The following is a 21877-nucleotide window of genomic DNA, read 5'->3' on the forward strand; positions in this document are numbered from 1 at the left end:
TCCTAGGTCGCGACAACACTGCCCCGCCCATAGACTGGAAATCCTTGGTTACTGCAATATGTACGATAATCTGTGTGATAGCTTTACGGCCTTAGTCTCCATATGTTACAAGGTCGTCTTTTTCACGTGTAGATTATTGATTGCTTATTCCTTTTGCTATCCACAGGCTCCAAACCGGCCTAGGATGTTGTCGCGTTAAGAAAACAGAAGAAATCCAACGAGAATGGATTTAAGAAGTGAAACGGCTCAAATACATTCTGGATTTCGAACTGTTTTTAGCGTAACAATATCCAAGCCTTGACTTTTTTGCTTCGTTTTTGTGTCAAGACAAAAATGAAGGTCCCGTCCTGACAAGGACTATTTTAAACCTTCTTTTTTTTCTGAAAGTGTCTGTCTTTAATGGACATCAAGAACTTTCATGTCTGTTGGTGAACAGAAGGAATCATGAAAGTTTTTTATATTGCACTATGGAAAGAAAGCTGGCTTTACATAACGGAACAATCTATTCTGATTATGATATTATAAAAGATCAAGCGCTGTTGATTTCGGGCGATAAAGTAATGGGAACAGTGCCTGTCAGTGAGGTCTCTGATGAATTTGAAAAGGTGGATGTGGAGGGGTGCCATATTTGCCCTGGCCTTATCGATTTACAGATTTATGGTGCCGGGGGGAATCTATTCTCTGAGACTTTGAGTGCCGACGCATTGGATTATATCGAGAAGACCCTATTAAAACAAGGTTGTACTTCTTTTTACCTGACACTGGCAACGAATACCATTCAAGTATTCGATAAGGCTATTCGTGTTTTTAAAGATGCTTCGCCTCGTGTAGCACTAGGACTGCATTTGGAAGGCCCGTTCTTGAATCCGAAGAAGAGAGGTGCCCACCCCGCAGAATTGATTGTTAAAGCTGACCTGTCTACATTAAGACATCTGTTTGAAGGTAATGAAGATGTTGTCGGGATTATAACTGTTGCTCCCGAATTGTTGGCGCAGGAGTGTCTAGATTACCTGCTGTCGAAAGGCGTTTTGATCAGTGCCGGTCATACGGATGCTACATTTCAAGAAGCTTCGAAAGCATTTGACAAGGGGATAAAAGCGGCAACCCACCTTTGGAATGCCATGTCGTCCTTGCACCATCGACAGGCCGGAGTGCCTGGGGCAGTATTTAACCATAAGGCGGTGTGTGCTTCGATTGTGGCAGACGGTATCCATGTGGATTATGAGGTGGTCAAGATTAGTAAAAAACAATTGGGAGAACGTTTGTTTTTGATCACTGACGCGGTTACTAACTGTAATTCGGGAATTTATCAGCACCTGTTCAATGAAGACCATTACGTGCTTCCCGACGGAACCCTGAGTGGTTCGGCTTTGAGTATGTTGGCCGCTATTCGGAATTGTGTAGAGAAAGCAGAGATCCCATTGGATGAGGCTATTCGTATGGGGACTACTTATCCTGCTCGATTGATTGAACGAAAAGATATTGGACACTTAAATAAGGGAGCAATGGCAAATGTGCTGATTTTTGATCAGCAGTATAAAGTGAAGGAGGTGTATTTTGAAGGAAAGAAAGTTGAGTAGGGCTAACGAAAAAAGTGTAGTTTTGCATACTATGACTTTAAAGACGATTAAAAGCGCAGCGTTCGCTGCAATGTTAATTTCGGTATTTATGTTTTCTTGCGGTTCGCGTAAGAATAAGAAAACACAGTATACAAAGAAAGCCGAGACAGAAGTATCAAATCCACAGGCGCCTGTCGTTGTGCAGAAAGATACACCCAAGAAAGAGGCAAAGCCACCATTGGTAGCAACGTCTGCAGAGATGGCGCCCCCCGTAAAAGTGGTGAAAGAAGAGTCCCTCGTTGTTGACTTGCCGGTAATTCCACGTGAGTTTCGTGCTGCTTGGGTAGCGACTGTCGCTAATATCAATTGGCCTTCAAAACGTAATCTGACTACAGAGCAACAAAAACAGGAAGCGGTCGCTTTATTGGATATGCTCAAGGAGAATAATTTCAATGCAGTTATTTTTCAGGCGCGCCCTTCGGCGGATGCGATGTACAATAGTCAGTTCGAACCTTGGTCTTACTTTCTGACAGGTGAGATTGGTAAACGTCCGGAGCCTTATTATGATCCTTTAGAATTTTGGGTACAGGAAGCGCATAAACGTGGGCTCGAGTTGCACGTATGGTTGAACCCTTACCGTGCACATCACTCCAATGGTGGTGTAGTGACTTCGGAGTCGATGGTCAAGCGTACACCTGATAATGTCGTTCGGTTACGTAATGGTATGTATTGGTTTGATCCTGCCGATCAGCGCACTCAAGATCACGCAGCTAAGGTGGTCAACGATATCGTGAAACGCTATGATATAGACGGCGTCCACTTTGATGATTATTTTTATCCTTATGCCAGTTACAATGGTGGAGCTGATTTTCCAGATGATAAAACATGGAACGTCTATAAGAGAAATGGCGGGAGCCTGTCGCGGGCAGATTGGCGTAGAGATAATGTCAACCGCTTTATTAAACGTGTTTACGAAGAGATAAAGGTGGAGAAGAACTTTGTGAAGTTCGGCTTGAGTCCATTTGGAATATGGAAACCGGGATACCCTTCAGGTGTAACGGGTTCTTCTCAGTATGATGAGCTGTATGCTGATGCGAAGCTGTGGCTTAATGAGGGATGGATCGATTACTTCACACCGCAGCTGTATTGGCCTATAGAGCCACAGAGACAGAGTTTTACAGCGCTGCTAAAATGGTGGCAGTCGGAGAATAGATATAACAGACACCTGTGGCCAGGTCTGAATACGGTAGAGGTCAGAGCAGCAGATAAGACAAAGGAGATTGTGAATCAGGTTGCTGCATCTCGGGAAATTGTCCCGAACAGTCCTGGGGCTGTACACTGGAGTATAGCGGGGCTGACGAAAAATCCAGCTATGCTTCCTGCCCTAAAGAATGGTCCATATAAGGAAAAAGCGTTGATACCGAAAAGTCCATGGTTGAATGCAAATCCATTGCTGCGTCCAACGTTGTTGTTGACTAATCAGAAAAATACGGTATTTGCAAAATGGCTTCAAAAGCAACCGGATCAAGTGATGCATTGGGTAGTTTATACGAGGTATGGAGAGGTGTGGACTACTGATATCCTTGATGCTTCCGTAACTTCGTTAGAATTGCCAAAGCAAAAAGATGGAAAAACGCTGTATGATGTTGCCGTACGTGCGATCGACCGTCTTGGTAATGAGAGCGAGTATATTGCCAAGAGTGTACAACACAATTAAGAATAGCTTTTTTTAAAACAACGATACATGGGAGTAACTTGGAATATTAAGAAGAAGATACTTTCATGGATAATAACAGCAGTGATAGGCTTAGTCTTCGGAGGGGTATCTGAACTCTCTGCGCAGACTAAGCCTATTGTTGTAAAAAGACCTGTTCAATGGGATGCCGATCGAGAGCGTCTTTCGTTGGAATACCTGTTAAAGAGACATGGTATCCGCGCGGATACCGCCCTTATCGAACCACGCATAGTCGTAGTCCATTATACCGAAAATATGAGCGTAGAAGCTACGTTCAAAACTTTTAATCCCGTGTTTCTTCCCGGGAGGAGAGATTTGCAGACGGCCAGTTCTTTAAATGTTTCTGCGCAATTTGTGATCGGACGAGATGGTCGTATTTATCAGCTATTGGAAGAAAATCAATTTGCCCGACATACCATAGGGCTTAATTATTGTGCGATTGGGATAGAGAATATCGGTACACCAAGAAACCCATTGACAGAAAAGCAACTGCAAGCCAGTACAAAACTTATCAAGTACCTTCGTGAAAAGTATGCTATTGAATATGTCATAGGTCATCATGAATATCAGGCTTTCAAAAAGACACTTTGGTGGAAAGAGACGAATCCTACTTATATGACTTCAAAGCGGGATCCCGGAGATAAGTTTATGCATGCTTTGCGCAAAGAATTAGGGCTTCCGGTGACGCTTAAAATTGCTCCTTTGCCATCACAATAGTTTAGTGTGAGTGTTTAAATGAAGGATTTTTATGCGCCTCTCTGCCGGCGCGGGGCATGTTCGTTTCCTCCGGAGATTGCTGCGCAATTTTTCTTGATAAAAAGAAACCAAAAATCAAGGCTGTATCTTATTTGTTGCTCCAGTAACGTCATGGTGTTAAGCGCAGTCCCTAGGTCTCTTACACTCCAATCCCACGCAAGGACTGGGATCTGCTGGACATAGTGCAACATGCAAGAAGTAGCATACACCATGCCTACTTTCACGACCAAATAAGCTAAGGCCGTTTTAGGGCCTGTGAATAACAGAAGGGAACAAGCGATCAATAATCTACACGTGAAAAAGACGACCTTGTAACATATGGAGACTAAGGCCGTAAAGCTATCACATAGATTATCGTACATGTTGCAGTCACTAGAGGGTTCCAGTCATGGAGTGGGGCAGTGTTGTGGCGACCTAGGAAACCGCACGTGTAGCTTTATGTGCCGTGATGAACATAGGTTACACAGTCTTGATTTGTTTGCTTCTTTATTCATCAAGGAATAAAGAAGGTCCTGTCCTGACAAGGACTATTTTAATCCTTCATTTAAAAGCAACAATAGCCTATTACTCGAATGTTGTGTAGCATAAGTATTTATTAAAACGTTATTAATAAAAAATTTATAATTTTGTTGCGTTAAAAGTAATGTAGCTTGGAAAAGGAAGAATTTGGTGAAGGCAGATGGATCTCTGGTTTAATAGCGGGAGATAGAGAGGCTTTTTCTAAGCTTTATGAGTTGCATTCACCGTCTTTACTGCATAAATTAAATCAGTTACTTCCTGATGAAGACAGTGTGCTGGAAATCCATCAAATTTCGTTTGTTCGACTGTGGGATATTAGGGAGCGTATTCTACAAGAACACGGAGTGTGGCCTTTGCTGCATACCATTGCTCGTAATCTGGTGGTGGATTATTTCCGGAAATCCGCATCTAATGAGGCTGTTCGCAAGGCACTGTTGACACAAGCAACATTGTATTACGAAATGGAGGATGGGAGCGATCATATCGAATCAATGACGGAAGCACTGTCCGCAGCTATTGATCGATTGCCATCCAAGCGTAAGGAAATCTTTTTGTATTGTAAGTTTCAGGGGAAGAGCTATGAAGAGGCTGCTGAGGCTCACGGTGTGTCTGTGGGGACGATCAAAGATCACATGGCCAAAGCAATGCGCTTCCTGAAGAGTGAACTGGGCGAAAAGCTATTTGCCTTATTGGTAGCCTTGGTGGGGCTTTGGGTTAATAATAGATAGATTTCTCCATCTTCTGAAACGTCCCTTTGGAGGGATATCCCATATCATTTATATTTTTTTTGAAAAAAATAATTTTTAGAGCATAGACTTTGTCGTATCGCTGCGTATATAGATAAATGCGCATCACAGTGCGGCACAGGAAAACTGAAGTTATGTATAATAAAAAACAAGTTTTTGAACAATACTTGATGGGCAAATGTACGCCTGAGCAAGCTGCTTGGCTCGTGGATACATTTTCTGATGAGGAGTTCCGTGTCGAACTAGAACAGTATGTTGATGCGGTTTTTGAGGCAAAGGATGACGAGTCGGATCGGATAGCGGGTATTGTGGAGATATCCAGAGAAGAGTATCCTCAAATCGAGGCGGTCATTTTTGGCGAAGAGAGACCTGAGAAGATACATTTCTTGAGACCTCTGTGGCGATGGGTAGCGGTGGCAGCAGCAGTGGTGATCGGTTTTGTCGGCTATCAGCGAAATAAAGAGACCGTAACACCAGTAGCGGATAAAGTTAAAATCGCAGCGGAGCTACAAAAGCAAAAACCTGTATCGGATGGTGTGACATTAACATTGCCAAATGGTGAGGTTGTCGAGCTGTCGGATGGTCTGGAAACGGCATACACAAGTACAGAGAAAGAAAATGGTGATTCATTCTTTGAAATTAAAAAACTGAACGAAGCTACAGAGCCGATGATTCAAGTGGTGAGTGTGCCTGCTGGAAAGATAGGTGCCCTATTGCTGACGGATGGTACGAAAGTGTGGTTGAATGCGAGCTCTAAACTAACCTACGACGTAAACTTTATCGGAGGTGTCCGTAAAGTAGAGCTGGAGGGAGAGGCTTATTTTGAAGTTGCCAAGAATAAGGATAAGCCTTTCTTGGTGTTTTCTAACGATCAGAAGGTGCGAGTATTGGGCACGCACTTTAATGTGAAGGCTTATGGGGAGAATCGTACGACGACAACGTTGATGGAAGGAAGTGTGGAGGTTGCTACGGAACATAGGGCTTATACGTTAAAGCCTGGTCAGAGCAGTGTGGTCACTTGGGGAGGCGAAAATATTAAGGTCGGTCCCGCTCAGATGGACAAGGTGAATGCTTGGCGCGACAGTGAGTTTGCATTTTTCGACGCTGGTCTTGATCAGATTGGCAATGAATTGTCGAGGTGGTATGGTGTCGAGGTGCAGGTCGTGACCCGAGGAAAAGGTTATGGATTTACAGGTGCAATCTCTAAAAAACGAAGTTTAGAAGAAGTATTGGAAATACTCAATAGAACCGGTCAGATTCGATATCATATCGTACCTGTCGGTATAAAAGAAAGGAGGGTAGTCTTGATGGTGTAATTTTACGTGAATTCGAATTCAATCTAACTAACCGCTGCTTTGATGGGAATAAGCAGTCGTATACCGTAAATATTGAACTAATAAATTATTACTGAATGAATTTATCTAATGCTAGAGCATTACTGAGAAGTATAGCTTTGGGGAAACGTACAACTATCTTACTGGTTGCGCTAGCCTTTGCGCAAATGAGTATGGCGGCTTTCGCACAGCGCGTCAGCATCAAGAGAAAGGGCATGACACTTTCTCAAGTTTTTAATGAAATCAAGAAACAAAGTAACGTTGATTTCTTTTACAATGAATCATTGGTCAAATCCAATAGATCGGTCGATATCGATATGCAAAATGCAACGGTACAAGAGGTCTTAGATTATTGTTTTAGGGATCAGCCGTTGCAATATAGTATAGACAATAAGACGATTGTGATCTCCGCAAAGCCACAATCGATTGCACAGCAAAAAGTGCAAGTGCGCGGACGAGTGATGGATTACAAGGGTAAACCGCTAGCGGGTATCACAGTCAGCGAGAAAGACAATGCACGCAATACGGTAGGTACCGATGTGGATGGTACGTATGTGATCAATGTCAGCAATGGTAATGCTACGTTGGTATTCAAAAGTATGGGTTTTGAGACTTTGCAAATCCCATTACAAGGAAAAACCTGGACCGAGGTACGCCTTACAGCAGTAGAAAACCAATTGGAGGATGTCGTAGTTACAGGATATCAGAATTTGCAGAAAAAATCATTGACAGGATCGGTTGCTACTGTCAATATGGAACAATTGGAGACGATTTTTCAACCAAATATTGACAAGTTGCTTCAAGGACAGGTACCGGGAATGACGGTGATGAGTACTTCAGGTGCTCCAGGAGCAATGCCACAGATCCGTATCCGTGGTACAGCAACGTTAAGCGGTAATGCACAGCCGTTATGGGTGGTAGATGGTATTATACTGGATGATGCGGTGAATGTATCCGTAGATGATATCATGACCAACCGTAACCTGATTGCTTCGGGTATTGGCGGGGTCAACGTTGAGGATATTGAAAGTATCAACGTGTTGAAGGATGCGGCAGCTACTGCTATCTATGGTACGCGTGCTGCGAATGGTGTTATTGTCATTACATCGAAAAAAGGTAAAGCTGGTAAGACAAGAATTAATTTTACAAGTAACGCTACTCTAGGAGAGAGGCCCCGAATAGAAGATGCGTATATGATGAATTCGAAAGAGCGTATTGACGTAAATCGGGAAATGATCCGTCGTGGTGTTTTTGGGGCTACGACGCCTGGTCCTGGAGAATATAATACCGTGTCAGATTTCGAACGGTATTTTATCGATGTGATGGATAAACGGATGACCTGGGACGAGTTTAATCAAAAGGTTAACTATTTGGAAGAGGTAAATACAGATTGGTTCCAGCATCTATTCCGGAATTCGTTTTCAAACCGTCAGAATTTAAGTGTATCTGGTGGGGACGAGAAAACGACATTTTATGTTTCTGGTAGTTACCTGAATGATCAAGCTACAGCTAAAGATGTAGGTCAGAAAACATATACAGGGGCTGTAAAAGTGTACACTCATATTTTTAATAAGCTAAGGCTCGGAGCGACTATTGATGTCAATGCACGTGAAAATGATAGTTTCTTTGCGGTAGATTCGAAAGAGAATCCGTTTGAATATGCTATTTATACGACGCGAGCTATGCCGGCGTATCGTGAGGATGGTTCTTATAACCCTTTCTATATAAATGGTATGGAATATAACTTTTTGGAGAATAGGGACAGAGGATGGAGAGATTCCAGAAATTTTGGTATGAGAGGAAATTTGGATTTGGAGTATCGTATCATAAAAGATCTGACTTTTAGTTCCTTGTTCTCTTATGCTAAACAGAGTACGACGGATGAAGATATAGCTGTGGATGATAGTTATTTCGTACGTATGGGGAAACGTGCAAATCGCGAAATAGTCGAGGGTGACTATGTATATCCTTGGAAAGAAGGCGGCTATAGAAAAGATAGAAATGCTTATAATGGTTCCATTACTTTTCGTAATCAATTAATGTATAACCCTTTGATCAACAATGTACACTATCTGAATGTGATGGTAGGACAAGAAGTGAGAAAAAGTAAGACCACTAGTGTAACTACGGAGTTATATGGCTATTCGCATGATAGAGGACATCAATTGGTGCCGCAGTTTGACTACATGAAAAAAATGGGAATTCCTTATTGGAGAGAGAGTCTTGACGAAAGTGCCAACCTATCTTATTTTGGAGCCTTGAATTATACGTATGATAACAGATATACAGTAAGTTTTAATGTTCGGACAGATGGTTCGAATCGATTCGGCTTGAAGACAAATGAACTTTTTCAACCCTTATGGGCTGTTGGTGCAAACTATCAGATGAAAGAAGAAAAATTTCTTAGAGATATAGATTGGGTATCTTACCTTACTTTGCGTGGATCCTATGGTAGTCAAGGAAATGTTGCTGCTCAGGCTTACTCTGATCTAGTGGCTAGTATAGGTATTGTAGATCCAATAAATCCATCTAATTACTTAAGGATTAATGCTCCGAAGAACCCTAATCTAAAATGGGAGCAGACTTATACTGGAAATATTGCTTTGGAAATGGGCTTTTTCAAACGTAGGTTAATGGCCAATGTAGAGTGGTACCATAAAAAAGCACTCGATTTATTAGGTAGCCGTCAGGTATCGCAAGTAACAGGATTTGATCAAGTACAGGTTAACTGGGCGTCCATGCTAAACCAAGGATGGGAGTTCTCCTTTAATACGATCAATATCGATAACGAGAGTTTTAGATGGTCTACGAATATGAACTTTGGGTTTAACAAAAACAAAGTAATAGATATCTATGCTAAACCGACTGTTGCTGGAATGACAGATCAACGTCGTTCCAATTATTCGGCTACAGCAAAGATTGATTTCCCGATTGATGGAATTTGGTCTTACCGTTATGCAGGACTGAATGAGCAAGGACGTGCAACATTTTATACAGCTAAAGAGGGGGAAAAAGTGTTGAGCGGTATGATTAATACAGACGGGCTAGCTTATTCTGGTGTGATTAACCCGACTTCACAGGTCGGTTTTACTAATACGTTCTCCTATAAACGAGTGACATTGTCGGCATTATTCATCGGTAGTTTTGGTAATGTGATGCGTCTACGCAATTTATCTGATGGTCGTTATCTGACTTTCCCTGATCCTACCCAGAATATGTCAAAGGAATGGGTGAATAGGTGGCAAAATCCTGGAGATGAGTTAAATACGGATGTTCCTGTTTTGGAGACCAGAGAAGATATTGCTCTTACAGCGCTGAACCCTACGAATGGATCAATGTATGATAATTCTGATTTGCGCACGGTTTCGGCAGACTTTATTCGGTTACAGAATCTCTCCGTGAGTTATGATTATTTTACACCTCGTCTTCGTGCTGCTGGTATTCAAAATATTCGCTTGTCTTTGCAAGGCAATAATCTGCATGTATGGAAAAATAAAGCATTAAAAGGACAGGATCCCGAAGCGCAAGGGTCTGCGATGGCGTATAGAGATGCGACATCTGCAACCATTAATTTTGGGAATACTTTTTTGCCAGTTCCTCGTTCCTACTCGCTGTCTCTTATGGTTCAATTTTAAACCTCGAAGAATAATGAAAAAAATTTTAAAATATAGTTTGCTTTGTGTAGGGTTGTTGACCTTAAATGGATGTAAGGATATGTTAGATATCAAGCCCGTACATAGCATGATTCCAAAAACATTGGAGGATTTCGAAGCGGTTTTGTTGGGCGGCTACCCACGGTCTGACTTCTTTGTCAACACAGAAATGCTTACCGATAACGTGTATGTGAATTTAGAAGCAGATAATTATCCTGCGAGAGATCAGGTGCTATGGTATACTTTTGCTCCATCGATGTTGCAACCTGGTGTTTTGTCAGACCCTTATTGGGGGCAGTTATATAAAAGTATTTATTATGCAAACACCGTGTTGAGTTACTTGGATGAATATAGTGTTAAAGAAGGCGAAAAAGCTCTTTATGAGCAAGTAAAGGGAGAAGCTTACGCTTTACGTGCATACGCTTATTTTTATTTAGTTAACCTTTATGCAGATGTTTACAGTCCTGAAAATTTAAAATTACCAGGAGTACCTCTGTCTCTTGATGCCAGTGATGTAACAGAGACATCATCAAATAATACGAGAGCAACGATAGAAGCCGTGTGGAATCAGATTGTTGTGGATATAGATGAGGGAAGCCGACTATTATTAGGGAAACGTATTACCGATCGTTACCGTTTTTCGCATAATACCTTGCAATTGTTTCGTGCTCGGGTTGCGCTGATGATGGGCAATAATGAAGATGCTACTAAGTTTGCTGGACAAGTAATAGGAAACTATCCATTGGCCGATTTGAGTGGATTAGAAGAACGTATAGGAGAAGGAGTAGGGAAAGTCTTGAATTACCAATTTGGCTTTATTGATACGCAAGTTAATAAAGAATTAATGTTCTTTACCGGAGGAAAAGCTAATACAAACATTTATTATTTTTCTACAGGACCTCTTAAGCCCACAGAAGAACTATTGAATCTAACAAAACGCTACGGAGAAATGACCGATTATCGTCAATTGATTTATGATTCTTTTGAAGATCAGGGTACACAACAAGGAGTGAAGGTCGGAAGGACTGTTTATAAAATGTTTGCTTCGCAAGATTTGTTGTGGTACTATGTAGGTTTTAAGGCCTCGGAAGCTTATTTAATCCGCGCGGAAGCAAATGTACGTTTAGGGAAAAAGGACTTAGCTATAGCAGATGTTAATACGCTGTTGAGGAGCAGAATGCGCAAGGATCATATCGTCCAATTAAAGGTCGAGGATTACACTGAAAACAAGGATTTGCTAGATCGTATATTGGAAGAACGACGTTTAGAGCTGGCCTTCGATGGAGGACATCGTTTTATGGACCTTCGTCGCTTAGGAAAACCACAGATTCAACACGCATATAGAGATGCACAGGTGTATACTTTGGAAAAGAATGATCCTAGGTATATTTTGCAAATTCCACCCTCGGAAACAGAGAATAGTCCTGAAATGCCAATAAATCCAAGATAAAATGAAAGCAAAGAAATACTTATATAGTTTATTGTGTACAGTAGCAATAATGCAGCTAATAGGATGTACCAAAGAAGAAACGCCAATCCCCTCTGAGCATGTAGGAGTAGAAGAATTATTCAGCCCAGCTCTCGATGCTCATCCATTAGAGAAAAGCATGTTTAAAGAATATGGAGTCTGGGCTAGAATGGAGTTTAAAGACTCAAAAGAAGTCTACAATTCTTATTTAGGGGAGGATGTGAACAGCTCCCGTTATCCGGTAGAAAAAGTTGATGCTGGTATGCGTGAGAGTGCTTACATCTATTTGAATACCCTTTTATCTAATGTGAATAAAAAGTTCTCTAATGAACTAATGCCCAATGAGGTGTTCTTTGTGAAAACTTATGGAAATCCCTATTACCCACCCAAATTTACTACTATAGGGCGTAACCGTTTAGTGATAACTTGGCCTAATGCCGTCTCTGAATTACCAATAGTGGATCCGGAGATGTTGTATTATGCAGACGAAAGTCTGACCTGGGGGGTGTGGGATAAGCTTACAGAACTGATTTCACAAAGACTTTTGGATGAAATTGATGGTTTTGAAGAATTAGGTAAGCCTTATGACGGCGGTGTCGCTTTCACAAAGATTAGAGATCAGTATTTTATTGATTATGACATAGAAAAGAGAAATAGAGATTGGCAAACTTTGGCGGATGAAGGTGGTTATCTGGATCATTATTCTTCATTTTCTTTTAAAGCAGAGTATAAAGGATGGTTACAGCTGATTCTTACTGAATCATCAGAAAATATCAATGCTTGGTATTTAGATGGAAATCCTATGCGCAAAGCAAAGTATGAACTTTTTGTTACTTATTTTAAAGAGAAATACAACTGGGACATTCAGGCAGCAGGAAATAAATTTAGAGAAACTGCCGATAGCTTTCAATAAATGATAAGATCGGCAGGTACATTGACCTGCCGATCTTGATATATGCTAATACGTTAAAATTAATAGATAGATGAGAGTTTTAAAAATGATGTTGTTGTTGGCACTACCAGGTGCAGCGATGGCACAAAAGTCAAGTTTCAGTATTGAAGGAAAAATACAGTCCCCTCAAAAAGAAGGTAAGGTATTTATGTCCATCCGTACGCCAAGCAGTGAAGTGTTGGATTCAGTAGCGGTAGTAAAGGGTAAGTTTTCTTTTAAAGGGGAGGCTAATGGCCCTACGATGGTATACATGATCTACGATCAAGAAAATAAGGGTTGGAACCGTGTGAGCTATAATACGGATATGGTAGGTTTCTATGTAGACAAGGGCAAGACTGTCATCCAAGCAAAAGATTCTTTGAAAACGGCTGTTATCAAAGGTTCTGCATTGCAGACGGCTTATACAGCATATCAAAATATGCTGAAAGAGTCTGAGGATGGAATCAAGGATATCAATATGAAATACAGTAGCGCTACACCAGAGCAGCGCCAGGACGAATCATTTGCGACACCTCTTCGTGATCAGTACATGGTTTTTGCAAACAAGAAACGTGAATTGCAAGAAGATTATATCGCTAAAAACCCATCTTCTTATTTTAGCTTGATCGCTATACAAGATCAATTGCAGGCAGGAAAGACGGTGTTGGAAATGGAGCCGGCTTATAATGCTTTGGCAACATCAATACGCGAATCAGAGGTTGGATTGGAGTTTGCAAAGCAGATTCATGCGGCAAAAACTACAGCAGTAGGTGTGATGGCACCTGATTTCACACAGAACGATGTGAATGATAATCCTGTGAAATTATCCGATTTCCGAGGTAAATATGTGCTGTTGGATTTTTGGGCTTCATGGTGTGGACCTTGCCGTGCGGAGAACCCGAACGTGGTAGCTGCATTTGAAAAATTCAAAGACAAAAACTTCACAGTTCTAGGAGTTTCTTTAGATCAGCCGGGTAAGAAAGCAAATTGGTTGAAAGCTATAGAAGACGATAAGTTGACTTGGACAAATGTGAGTGACTTGAAGTTTTGGAATAATGAGGTTGCTAAAATGTACGGTGTACGTGGTGTGCCACAGAACTACTTGATCGACCCAACAGGGAAAATTGTTGCTAAAGATTTGAGAGGTGAGCAATTGCATGAGAAATTAGCAGAACTTTTAAACTAGTATACTATGATAAAGTTAAGATCAATTGTAGGTGTATTCACCTTATCGGTACTTTCGTTTTTCAGTGTACAGGCACAGACTTCGGATAAAGTAGTCTTGGTTGGGAAAGTCGACCCAAAGTACAATAGTACGAAAGTGTATTTATACAATAATATCACAGGAGATAACGATACGACAGTTGTTGAAAATGGGGCTTGGCGTATCGAACTTCCATTTACCGTTCCAACCAGACATATGTTGGCGTCAGAGGCTGAATCTAAGAAACACGGTGGCTATGCGCCTTTTGGGGTTTTAGTGGATGAGCCTGGGACGGTTGTGGTAGAAGGTGATCTAGAGTCATTCTACACGTCGAAGGTGTCTGGCTCTAAATCGCATGATGTGTTGAATCAGTATTTTGCACAGACACAGGAACAAGGAGGGAACAATGCGGCTATTATAGCCGATATCGTATCTAAAAATGCAAATGTCTTCGGCTCAGCATTTTTGTTAGAGCGTTATGGTAAAGTGATGACACCAGAAGATGCGTTAAAATCGTATGAAGGGCTTTCGGCGGAAGTGAAACAAACCTATTTTGGAAAGTCAGCAGGCAACCAAATTAAAGGAGCCTTACTTTCTAAAGAAGGCGCTATCGTCAAGGATTTTGCGTTGGCAAATGAAAAAGGAGAGCAGTTGAACTTCGCTTCGTTACGCGGTAATTATGTATTGTTGGACTTTTGGGCATCATGGTGCGGCCCTTGTATTGAAGAATTCAAGACGTTGAAAGAAGTGTATGCTAAGTATAAAGGCAAAGCTCCTTTTGAGATTCTGAGTATTTCAACCGATAAAAGTGAAGCCGCTTGGAAGAATGCGTTAAAGAATCAGCAATTGCCTTGGTTACAGATGCACGACAAATCAGGTGAGGATGCGATTGCAGTAAGCCAATTTGCAGTAACTACGTTGCCAACGACATTTCTAATCGGACCTGATGGTAAGATTGTTGCGAAGAACTTGCGTGGCGAGGAACTCGTAGCTTATTTAGTAAAGCTTTTTGGAAATTAGGCAATAGATTATTTTTAATAGTTAGTGTGTATAAGCCGTTGATGATTAATTTCATCAGCGGTTTTTTTATTGTAGGCTAGTCTGCTTAATGGAACAGCATATTTATGGTGCATACCTTATGAAAACAAAATTTATGAGGTATTCAAAAACGATCGGAGTACACTGTTACGCAAACGATTGAATTTTTTTTAAAAAAAGTAGATGAAAAATTAGTTTAATGAAAAAAGATTTCTATCTTAGCCTTATATCCCACGGGAATTTAGTTAACCAATACGTTTAGATTTACTTTATTATGATTAATTTCCATGTCAAGCAAAAGTATGTAAGCTGTTCAGATAACAATGTTGTTTGTTCGTTTTTTTGCGCGCTTGGTCAGATTAATACTGTCTGCTCAGTCGTTGCATAAATCTGATAGGAAAGTATTTTTAACTATTATTTCGGGTACGTTAACGATTTGCTTGGATTTGTCAAATCGATGTTAGAATTGCTTAAAACAGTTGAGAGTTAATGTTGAATCGGGTACGTTAACGTTTTATGTTTGAAAATGTTTCCTAAGGCTTACATTATGATTGAAATCTTAGGTGTGCAATATGAAGATTTTTAATGAATGAAACTTTTATAAACAATGAATTCAATTTACAATTTAAGATTAAACTTGCATGCATTGATAACAATATGTTTTATTGGACTCATTGTCAACAGTTCGTTTGCTGCTGGCGTGGTTCAACAATCTCATGTTGTAGGAAGAGTCTCTGATGTTAGGAAGGCACCGATTCACGGTGTTCTTGTTGAAGATGTGGATGGAAGCAACAAAACCTATACGGATAAGAATGGTCAGTATAGTATTGAAGTAGCCTCTTCGACTTCCAAATTAAGATTTTCACATGTTGCTTTTGATAGTAAAGAAGTCGGTGTGGGGTCCAAAACAATAATTAATCTGACACTTGCAGCAAAGAAGACCGCTTTGAATGAGGTTGTAAATCTCAACTACTACAATGTGGCAAAGCGTAATACCACAGGAGCCTTAGGTTACATGGATATGGAATCATTGAAATTGGCTCCGGTAACGCGATTTGATGAAGCCTTGGCAGGAAGAGTAGCAGGACTACGTGTTATTGCGCCACAAGGTCAGCCAGGTGATCCTTTAGCCTATGTTGTCCGTGGTGAAAACTCTGTGCAACACACGCAACCATTGTTGGTTGTAGACGGGATACCTGTAGAAAATCACCATAATTTAGTGCTTAATACAGATGATATTGCTAACCTAACAGTATTAAAAGATGCATCACAGCTTGCTTTGTACGGATCTAGAGGCGGTAATGGAGTGATCTTGATAGAAACTAACAAAGGCTTTGCAGGCAAATCCAGTATAAAGTTCAACAGTTTTTTGGGCTTCCAAAATATTGCAAAACAAATGGATATGATGTCGCCCTATGAGTTTGTACGTTACCAGATAGAACTTGATCCAGAACATACAAAACCGATGTATACACCTGCTGACCTTATACCCGGGTCTGTGGGTTACGATTCCCAAGGAAGGGTTTTGATGAACTATAAAGATATCGACGGTATTGATTGGCAAGATGAAGTGTTCCGTAATGCACTTATACAACGCTATAGTTTGTCTTTGTCAGGGGGAGATGCCAATACTAAGTTTGTGAGTTCGACATCTTTTAGTGATCAAAAGGGTGTGCTGATGAATTCGGGAGCAAAGACTTACCAAGGACGTGTAAACCTGACCCAACGTATAGGCCGATTCATTAATTCGGGATTTGGAATAAATTATGGTAAAAGGCCTAGAAATGGGCAATTACTGAATTTTGAGGAAGCTGTAGACTTATCAACCTACTCACTTTATAGAATGTGGGGAGCACGACCTGTTTCAGGAGATAATAACATTGATATCCTGACACCTTTCTTAGACCCAGATTATAATAAAGCACCACAGATAAAATATAATCCGGTTGTTTCTTTAGAAAATGAACAGAAAAAGCGAGCGAATTCCAATTTGTTAAGTCATATCTATCTTGATTTCGACATTCTTCCTAATCTAAAAGCTAAGGCACAAGGATCCTTTCTTTCTGATATGGTTGATGGAACCGGTTTTTACAACACAAAAACACCGTCGGGCTCGGGAGCTAATGGTGTGAATGGTACTTCGTATTATAGCAAGACGCGTCAAAGTACATTAGACTTTATGCTGTCTTACAATGAAGTGTTTAAAAGGGACCATACACTTGATGTACAAGGAGGGTATTCATACAATAAAGGAGTAACAGAAGCTTATGCATTTGATGTGACCCATTTGCCCAATGAGGGTATTGGAGAACATGGCTTTGATGAAGGACTTCCGGTATACACGCTATCCAAAAAATGGGATGATCGTTATTCTTCCTTTTATCTCAGAGGGGGATATAATTTTCGCTACAAATACTTTTTAAGTGGGGTGTTGCGAGGTGATGAAGTGATTGGCAATAAGTTTGTCTATTCGCCAGCTATTGCCCTGTCCTGGGATATGAAAAATGAAGATTTTCTGAGAAATTCAAAAACCATTTCTTCTTCCAAGCTAAGAGCCAGTTATGGTCGTTCGGGAATCCGTATGATGAATTCTTTGACTCCAGTTTTTGCAACGAATATCATAGCACCAGAGGGCACTCTTTGGGAAGCCGTAGATCAATTAGATATAGGTTATGACCTGGGGCTTTGGGGCGATAGATTGATCGTAAATCTAGACTACTACGATAAGGTGAACAGTGCAGATTCTAGGTTCTATAGCGCTGCTCGAATAGAGAATAGGGGAATCGAAATAGGCTTAACTTCCGTAAATATAAATCGTCCGAATTTAAAATGGCGTAGTCATTTTAACATTAGTTTCAATCGAAATAGAGTATTGTCCGTGCATGACCGATCTCCTACCATGAGCAGTATGTTCATTAGTGACTCACCACTTTATACTGTTGTTCCAGGAAAAGCTTTGGCTATGTTCTATGGTTATCAGTTTGATGGCGTATATCAGGTTGAAGATTTTGACGAAAATAATGGCGTTTACACACTCAAATCCGATATCAGTGGAAATGGGTCTTTTAGAGCGAATATACAGCCTGGAGATATCAGGTATGTTGACCAGAATAGTGACGGATTTATAGATGAAGAGGATCAGGTGACATTGGGAAGCAGTATGCCGAAGTATTTTGGAGGTTTTAATAATAGCGTAAATTACAAATCTTTCGATCTAAATATCTTTTTTCAATGGTCATACGGCAATAAAGTATTTAATGGTAATCGTATGGCATTTGAAGGGAACTATTTACAGCAGACCGGTTTGAATCAGTATGCCAGTTACCAAGAGCGATGGACCCCGGAGAACAGGTCTCAAACATTGTTTAGAACTGGAGGCCAGGGCGAGGCTGGAATGCTTTCCGATCGTACATTAGAAGATGGTTCATATCTGCGCTTGAAGACTGTTTCATTGGGGTATACCCTACCTAAAAAATGGCTTAAAGTCAAGTCTGTAAAGGATTTGAGATTGTCTTGCAGTGCACAGAATCTATTGACTTTTACAAAGTATAAAGGGATGGATCCCGAAGTGTCTGTCGGTCATTCTATTTTGACGCAAGGATTTGATTATGGAGCATATCCACAATTTAGGACCGTTTCTTTCGGACTGAATGCAACTTTTTAAAAGAAATTATAACCGAAAAAGTATGAAAATGAAAAGTGTTTTGCAGACTCATAATATAAGTTGGTTAGAACCTGTTTTTTGGAAGGTCTTGATGGCATTATGTTGTTTGGTGCCAACGACGACGAATCTTTCTGCTCATGACATGTATGTCTATCAACAAACTGTGGTTGTCACTGGTAAGGTAGTGGATGATAAAGGAGGGCCTCTAGAGGGGGTCAGCATACAAGTAAAAGGACAAAATAAAAAAACAGCAACTGACGCTAAAGGAAACTATAAGCTCCAGGGAATTCCTGTAAATTCCATATTGGTATTCAGTCATATTGGTTCAGCTCCACAGGAACATAAAGTATCTGTCTCGGGAGTAAAGAACGTGACAATGGTATTAGCGGAACGAGCATTGGAAGATGTCGTTGTCATTGGGTATGGTACCGTGAAGAAAGATGATCTGACGGGATCAGTAAGTCAGGTTGATATGAAAGACCTTATGGAAGCACCAGTCGGATCCTTTGACGAGGCCTTAGCTGGAAGAGTTGCAGGTGTTCAGGTATCTTCCAGTGATGGACAGCCAGGAGCAGGAATGAATATTGTTATTCGTGGGGCTAACTCTCTGACTCAAAGTAATGCACCATTATATGTTATTGATGGATTTCCAATCGAAGACCCTGATAATGCTGCTGTTAACCCCGAAGAAATCGAATCATTGACAATATTAAAAGATGCTTCGGCTACGGCTATTTACGGGGCTAGGGGTGCGAATGGCGTTATTATTATACAGACAAAAAAGGGAAAGGTAGGAAAACCAATAATATCACTGAATTCTTCTTTGGGCTTTCAGCAAGTGGCCAAGACGATGAAAATGATGACACCTTGGGAATTTGTAAACCTACAGATGGAGATATCGCCTAGCCGAGCGAAAGATATATATACAACTGCAGACCTGGATCCCTCCAATGAAAACTATGATCCTAATGGAAGAACCTTGGAAGATTATAGAAATTTAAAAGGTATCGATTGGCAGAACCTACTTTTTAGAAAGTCACTAAATCAGAACCATACATTATCTCTCCGTGGAGGTACTAAGACGACGAGGTATTCCTTCTCGGGATCTATTTTTGATCAACAAGGTATTATTATCAATACAGGCTCCAACAGGTATCAGGCACGGTTGACACTTGATCATGAGTTTAATAAAAAATTCAGAATAGGACTTAATGTCAACTATAGTGAAAACGAACGTACGGGGCAGATTGTGAATGCTGGAGGAGCTTCCAATTATACTGCTTTTGCGCTCTATAGAACTTGGGCATACCGTCCGGTCACCGGAAGGATTAATTATGACCTGATTGATGCCGGGTTTGATGACGAGTACGAAAATGAGTCCGATCTTCGTTTAAATCCAATCATCACCGCAAAGAATGATTATACGCACAGATTGAATTACTACTTTACACCAAATGTCAATCTAGAGTACGATATCAATAATAAATTGAAGTGGAAGTCCGTATTTTCCCTAAACAGTGTACGATCAGAAAATCAGACGTTTTATAACTCGGAGACTCCACATGGCAGTCCAAGAAATAGATTCCTAGCACGTGGTGTGCATGGTATTATGGGGTATTCACAAAGCAATGTTTGGTCTAACGAAAATACATTGACTTATAAAAGAACATTTGCTAAGGCGCATAATCTAGAAGTGATGGGTGGCTTCTCTGTTCAAGAAGGGAGCAGTATAAATAAGGGGTTTGGTACGATGGGAATTACCGACGAAACTTTGATTATGCAAGGTTTAGAGCTTGGGATTCCGTACACGTCCTCTGCCAGTGCGGGAGAGTTTGGCATGGTATCGGGTTTTGGCCGCTTGAACTACGACTTCAAATCTCGCTATTTGCTAACGATGACGTATCGGGCAGATGGTTCTTCCAAATTTGCTAAAGGCAATCGGTTCAGTTATTTTCCTTCATTTGCCGCAGCATGGAATATGAAGAGAGAAGAATTTTTAAAATACAGCGAGCTTATTTCCGAGGCTAAATTAAGGGTGAGTTATGGAGCTACTGGTAATAATAGAATAGGTAACTATGACACTTATGGAACGGTGAATACGGCTTTGTCAAATACATATTCATTTGGTAATAAGCTCCCTCCTGGAGGTGTCTACGTCTCCAAAATGGGGAATGATGAGTTAAGATGGGAGACTACAGAGCAATTGAATATTGGGTATGATTTAAGCTTTTTGAACAAACGAGTGAGCCTAACCTTGGATTATTACCAAAAGACAACAAAGGATCTCTTGCTAAATGCAGATATGCCGATATCGTCTGGGTTTGAGCGGGTGTTTAAAAACATTGGGTCCCTCCAAAATAACGGATTTGAGGTTACATTAAATACGACAAATATCAATAATGGCAAGTTCTCCTGGAGATCTAGTTTTAATATTGGATTCAACAACAATAAAATAATAAAACTGACTCGCAATCAACATAGTATGTTCAGTAATATGGTTGTAGGTGGAAACACGTCGGCATTGTACGTGTCTAGGGTTGGTTATCCTGCAGGTATGTTCTATGGATATATATTTGATGGTATCTATCAAGTTGAAGACTTTAATATTTCGTCTACTGGTAAGTATACATTAAAGTCGGATCTGCCAGAGTATGGCGAAGGTAGTCGCTCAAGTATTCAACCGGGATATATACGATTTAAGGATTTAAATGGTGATGGTAGAATTGACGATAAGGATATGTCCATTATTGGGCGTGGGCAGCCTATCCATGCAGGTGGATTTGCCAATAACTTTTCATATAAGGGATTTTATTTGCATGTTTTTCTGCAATGGTCTTACGGCAATGATGTTTTCAATGCAAACAGGATGATATTCGACGGTAACTATTCTGGGCTTTTCAATGTCAATCAGTACGCATCATACAATGATAGATGGACTCCTGAAAATAGGTCTAATACGTTATATAAACCATCAGGAGGAGGTCCTCCAGGATATCTGTCGAACAGAACGTTGGAAGATGGCTCTTTTTTACGCCTGAAAACGGTATCCCTGAGCTATACTATCCCTGCTCAGTTTTCGAAGAAAGCTTATATTAATAAGTTGAGTTTACGGATGGCTATACAGAATTTGTTGACATTCAGTAACTATTCGGGGATGGATCCCGAAGTGTCGACCCGCCATTCTGTGCTTACTCCAGGATTTGATTATTCACCTTATCCACAACCAAGAACGGTGACTTTTGGTTTAAATGCAACCTTGTAAATAGCTAT

The 21877-nt window shown here is 40.7% G+C and carries 12 protein-coding genes; all 12 read left to right on the forward strand.

Annotation, left to right across the window (positions count from 1 at the left end):
• Nucleotides 1-467: 467 nt before the first annotated feature.
• The 12 genes from nagA to M472_RS41450 all read left to right on the forward strand — a co-directional run bounded on the left by nagA (nucleotide 468) and on the right by M472_RS41450 (nucleotide 21869).
• The gene (gene nagA, locus M472_RS41395; RefSeq protein ID WP_021069431.1) at nucleotides 468-1580 is read left to right on the forward strand and encodes an N-acetylglucosamine-6-phosphate deacetylase; all 1113 of its coding nucleotides are present in this window, start codon (nucleotides 468-470) and stop codon (nucleotides 1578-1580) included.
• A gap of 31 nt (nucleotides 1581-1611) precedes the next feature.
• The gene (locus tag M472_RS41400) at nucleotides 1612-3276 is read left to right on the forward strand and encodes a glycoside hydrolase family 10 protein (RefSeq protein WP_021069432.1); all 1665 of its coding nucleotides are present in this window, start codon (nucleotides 1612-1614) and stop codon (nucleotides 3274-3276) included.
• A 27-nt stretch (nucleotides 3277-3303) separates the two neighbouring features.
• Entirely contained in the window at nucleotides 3304-4011 is a 708-nt protein-coding gene (locus tag M472_RS41405; RefSeq protein ID WP_021069433.1) for an N-acetylmuramoyl-L-alanine amidase, read from the forward strand.
• A gap of 689 nt (nucleotides 4012-4700) precedes the next feature.
• Nucleotides 4701-5297 (forward strand): RNA polymerase sigma factor, encoded by a 597-nt coding sequence (locus M472_RS41415; RefSeq protein WP_021069435.1) that lies wholly within the window; start codon nucleotides 4701-4703, stop codon nucleotides 5295-5297.
• A gap of 152 nt (nucleotides 5298-5449) precedes the next feature.
• On the forward strand, nucleotides 5450-6631 hold the full coding sequence (locus tag M472_RS44750) for a FecR family protein (RefSeq protein WP_158499880.1): 1182 nt from the start codon (nucleotides 5450-5452) through the stop codon (nucleotides 6629-6631).
• Between the two features lie 95 nt (nucleotides 6632-6726).
• On the forward strand, nucleotides 6727-10284 hold the full coding sequence (locus M472_RS41420) for a SusC/RagA family TonB-linked outer membrane protein (protein WP_021069438.1): 3558 nt from the start codon (nucleotides 6727-6729) through the stop codon (nucleotides 10282-10284).
• Between the two features lie 13 nt (nucleotides 10285-10297).
• A complete protein-coding gene (locus M472_RS41425) occupies nucleotides 10298-11752 on the forward strand; it encodes a RagB/SusD family nutrient uptake outer membrane protein (protein WP_021069439.1) in 1455 nt (484 codons plus the stop codon).
• A gap of 49 nt (nucleotides 11753-11801) precedes the next feature.
• A complete protein-coding gene (locus tag M472_RS41430; RefSeq protein ID WP_021069440.1) occupies nucleotides 11802-12683 on the forward strand; it encodes a hypothetical protein in 882 nt (293 codons plus the stop codon).
• Between the two features lie 70 nt (nucleotides 12684-12753).
• Nucleotides 12754-13887, forward strand: coding sequence for a TlpA disulfide reductase family protein (locus M472_RS41435; RefSeq protein ID WP_022829288.1), 1134 nt, complete (start codon nucleotides 12754-12756; stop codon nucleotides 13885-13887).
• A gap of 6 nt (nucleotides 13888-13893) precedes the next feature.
• Entirely contained in the window at nucleotides 13894-14925 is a 1032-nt protein-coding gene (locus M472_RS41440; RefSeq protein WP_021069442.1) for a TlpA disulfide reductase family protein, read from the forward strand.
• Nucleotides 14926-15589: 664 nt separating this feature from the next.
• On the forward strand, nucleotides 15590-18607 hold the full coding sequence (locus tag M472_RS41445; RefSeq protein WP_158499881.1) for a SusC/RagA family TonB-linked outer membrane protein: 3018 nt from the start codon (nucleotides 15590-15592) through the stop codon (nucleotides 18605-18607).
• A 22-nt stretch (nucleotides 18608-18629) separates the two neighbouring features.
• On the forward strand, nucleotides 18630-21869 hold the full coding sequence (locus tag M472_RS41450; RefSeq protein ID WP_031301474.1) for a SusC/RagA family TonB-linked outer membrane protein: 3240 nt from the start codon (nucleotides 18630-18632) through the stop codon (nucleotides 21867-21869).
• Nucleotides 21870-21877: the final 8 nt, after the last annotated feature.

Source organism: Sphingobacterium paucimobilis HER1398 (genome assembly GCF_000416985.1).
Taxonomy (GTDB): domain Bacteria; phylum Bacteroidota; class Bacteroidia; order Sphingobacteriales; family Sphingobacteriaceae; genus Sphingobacterium; species Sphingobacterium paucimobilis.